Annotated in this window: 4 protein-coding genes; 1 reads left to right on the plus strand and 3 read right to left on the minus strand. The window is 70.7% G+C overall.

Going from position 1 to position 3,593, the window contains the following annotated elements; genetic code table 11:
• From AB3X43_RS04335 to AB3X43_RS04345, 3 genes are all read right to left on the minus strand, one after another.
• Positions 1–1,639 (minus strand): prolyl oligopeptidase family serine peptidase (locus AB3X43_RS04335; RefSeq protein WP_369428648.1); only part of this gene is annotated, 1,639 nt, incomplete at its 3' end.
• The gene (gene ybeY / locus AB3X43_RS04340) at positions 1,636–2,097 is read right to left on the minus strand and encodes an rRNA maturation RNase YbeY (RefSeq protein ID WP_369428649.1); all 462 of its coding nucleotides are present in this window, start codon (positions 2,095–2,097) and stop codon (positions 1,636–1,638) included. The genes ybeY and AB3X43_RS04335, both read right to left, overlap by 4 nt.
• A 3-nt stretch (positions 2,098–2,100) precedes the next feature.
• Positions 2,101–3,111: a PhoH family protein gene (locus AB3X43_RS04345; RefSeq protein WP_369428650.1), complete on the minus strand. Its 1,011-nt coding sequence runs from the start codon at positions 3,109–3,111 to the stop codon at positions 2,101–2,103.
• A 120-nt stretch (positions 3,112–3,231) separates the two neighbouring features.
• Here AB3X43_RS04345 and AB3X43_RS04350 point away from each other — a divergent pair.
• Positions 3,232–3,593 (plus strand): hypothetical protein (locus tag AB3X43_RS04350; RefSeq protein ID WP_369428651.1); only part of this gene is annotated, 362 nt, incomplete at its 3' end.

Below are 3,593 nucleotides of genomic sequence, written 5' to 3' on the forward strand. Positions count from 1 at the left end.
TGCCGAGCCGCTCGGGACGCGTGACCTGCGTGCGCACGAGGTCTTCGGCCACCGCGATGAAGTCGTCGTAGCTGCGCTGCTTGTGTTCGCCGACCGCGGCCTGGTGCCACGCCGGGCCGAACTCGCCACCGCCGCGGATGTTGGCCACCACCAGCACGCCACCCCGCTCGTACCAGGCCAGCCCGAAGCCGCCCGAATACCACGGCTGCATCGACACCTCGAAGCCGCCGTAGCCGTAGAGCAGCGTCGGGTTGTCGCCGTCGTCGCGGCAGCCCTTCGGCCGGACGATGAAGTACGGCACCTGCGTGCCGTCGGCGCTGGTGGCGAAGCGCTGTTCGGCGGTCATACCGTCGCTGTCGAAGTAGCGCGGGCGCTGCTTGAGCACCTCGACCTCGTCGGTGCCGGCGCGGGCCAGCATCAGCGAGTCGGGCGTCAGGAAGTCGGCGTAGGTGACCCAGTAGTGCTCGGCCAGCGGGTCATTCGGCACATGCGGGTCGTGCAGCGCGGCGATGCCGAGCGCGCCGGGGCCGGGCAGGTTCACGGCGCGGCGCTGCCATCGGCCATCCACCAGCCGCAGCTCCTCGACGCGGTTCGCCACCTGGTCGAGCACGTTCAGCAGCACATGGCCGCGGGTCCACGCGCTGCTGCCGAGCGAGCGCGTCGGCGTCGGCGTGAACAGCGCGGTCCACTGCGGGCGACCGGCGAGCAGGTCATCGGCCTGCGCGACCAGCAGCGCGCCGGCCGGGTGCGTGACGTCGCCCTGCACCAGATCGCTGCGCAGCGCCATCACCGCCCAGTGTTCGTGGAAGCCGAGGCTGGCGTCGGCCGGCTTGTCGAGGTGCAGCAGCGCACCGTCCGCGCCGACCAGCCACAGCTCGGTGGTGTAGAAATCGACCGAGCGGCCGTGGATCACGCGCTCGAAGCCGGGCGTGTCGTCCACGCTGACCCAGGCGGAGACGTCGCTCGCCGCGCCTTCGTGGATGGTGACGGCCTCGCTCAAGGGTGTGCTGCGACGCCAGCGCTTGATGACCCGCGGGTAGCCGGAATCGGTGAGCGAGCCGGGGCCGAAGTCAGTGCCGACGACCAGCGTGTCGGCGTCCAGCCAGCCCGCGGTGCTCTTCGCCTCGGGCAGCGTGAAGCCGCCTTCGTCCGCGCCAAGGAAGCGCTTGTCGATCAGGTCGAACTCGCGCACCACGGTCGCATCCGCCCCGCCGCGCGACAGCGAGATCAGGCAGCGCCGCCACTCGCCGCCGGACACCGCGGGCGAGCACACATCGTCCCCATGCCAGACCCAGTTCTCGCCTTCGACCGCGGCCAGCGCATCGAGGTCGAGCACGGTCTCCCAGTCAGGCTCGGCCTGCCGGTAGCTCGCCAGCGTGGTGCGGCGCCACAGGCCGCGCACATGCGCGGCGTCCTGCCAGAAGTTGTAGAAGTGCGGGCCGACGCGGCTGACGTAGGGAATGCGCTCGCGGGCGTTCATCAGCGCCAGCAGCCGGGGCTTGAAGTCGGCGTACTCGGGGCGGGCGCAGAGTTCGGCCTGCGAGCGGTCGTTGCGGGCGCGCACCCAGTCGAGCGCGGCCTCGCCCTGTACGTCTTCGAGCCAGAGGTTCGGGTCGAGGGCCTGGGGGGTGTCGCTCATGGGGTGCTTTCGGCGTAGGGATCGGCGAAACCGAGCGCGGCCAGGATCTCGCGTTCGCGCTCTTCCATGCACTCGGCGGCCTCCTCGTCGTCCTCGTGGTCGTAGCCCTGGGCGTGCAGCGTGCCGTGGACGAGCAGGTGGGCGTAGTGGGCGAGCAGGTCCTTGCCGTTCGCGGCGGCCTCCGCCTCGACCACCGGCGCGCACAGCACCAGGTCCGCCGACACCACTGGCTCGGCGCTGTAGTCGAAGGTCAGCACGTTGGTGGCGTAGTCCTTGTGGCGGAAATCGAGGTTCAGGCGCCGGCCTTCCTCGGCGTCGACGATGCGCACGGTGATCTCGCCAGGCAGCTCCAGCGCGGCGCGGACGAAACGCGCCACCTTGTGCCGCGGCAGCACCGCGCGGTGCCGCGGGTCGGCGAATTGCAGGGACAGGCTCAGGTCGGGGCGGGCAGCGGGCATGGTTCAGTGCTCGGGGTGGAAGTCGTCGGCAGTGGCGGTGGGTCGCGCCGCATCGTAAGCCTCGACGATGCGCGCCACCAGCGGATGGCGCACCACGTCGGCCGAAGTGAAGCGGGTCATCGCGATGCCGCGGACCTTGCGCAGGATGCGTGCCGCGTCGGTCAGGCCGCTGACCTGTCCCTTCGGCAGATCGACCTGTGTGGTGTCGCCGGTCACCACGCAGCGCGAGCCGAAACCGATGCGGGTCAGGAACATCTTCATCTGCTCGGGCGTGGTGTTCTGGGCCTCGTCGAGGATGACGAAGGCGTGGTTGAGCGTGCGTCCGCGCATGAAGGCCAGCGGGGCGACCTCGATCTGGCCCTTCTCGAAGGCCTTGCCGACGCGGTCCATGCCCATCAGGTCGTAGAGCGCGTCGTAGAGCGGGCGCAGGTAGGGATCGACTTTCTGCGCCAGATCGCCGGGCAGGAAACCGAGGCGCTCGCCGGCCTCGACCGCCGGACGCGTGAGGATGATGCGCTGCACCGAGCCGCGCTCCAGCGCATCCACCGCGCAGGCCACGGCAAGGAAGGTCTTGCCCGTGCCGGCCGGACCGAGGCCGAAGGTGATGTCGTGGCCGAGGATGTTGTGCAGGTAGGTGGTCTGGTTGCGGGTGCGGCCGGCCAGCTCGCTGCGGCGGGTGCGCAGGACGATCTCGGGTTCGGCGCCTGCGTCGGCCAGCGGCTCGCCGGCATGCACCACGCGCAGCGCGGGGGCATCGTCCCGCAGCGCCTGGACCAGCGCGAGCTGCAGCTCGGTCGGCTCGATGGCCTCGGCAGCGCGGTCGTAGAGCTGCTGCAGCAGCGCCACCGCCCGCTCGGCGGCGCGGCGCGCGCCTTCGACCCGGAACGATTCGTTGCGCCGGCGGATGCTGACGTCGAAGGCGGCCTCGATCGTGCGGAGGTGCTCGTCGAGCGCGCCGCAGACATGCGCAAGCCGGCGGTTGTCCTGGGGGATGAAAGCGTGGCGCAGGATCACGGGATGAATGTGAACTATGAGGCAAGGGCCGGGAGCGTGATTGTCGCCGCCCGTCCGGGCCGGCTGTGGTCCGGCAGAATCAAAAGCTTGGGTTCAATTCTTCCGGATTTCACCATCTCAGTGGCCACGCCTCCCGCGCCAGCGACTCCCGCACCATCGCCCGGCTGGCTGACCCAGCTCAGGTCCATCGGCTCCGACCGCGGCCGTCCGCTGCTGCTTGCGCTGCACCCTGCGCGCTGGGGCCTGATGGTGGTGGCGCTGATCCTGATCGGCCTGTGGATGGTCGAGATCGGCGGCCGCGCCAGCCCGGAGGGCATCACCACCATCAGCAACGCCATCGTGGTGCGCGCCCCGACCCGCGAGCTGCCGGTCACCGGTGCCGCGCGGCTGATCACGCTGCCGGACGCCTGGAACCATTCGCCCAAGCTCACCGCGCCGCTGTGGTACCAGCTGCGCTTCGACCTGCCCGCCAGCCCGTCGCC

It is taken from the genome of Sphaerotilus sp., from assembly GCF_041083715.1.
In the GTDB taxonomy this organism is placed as follows: domain Bacteria; phylum Pseudomonadota; class Gammaproteobacteria; order Burkholderiales; family Burkholderiaceae_C; genus Sphaerotilus.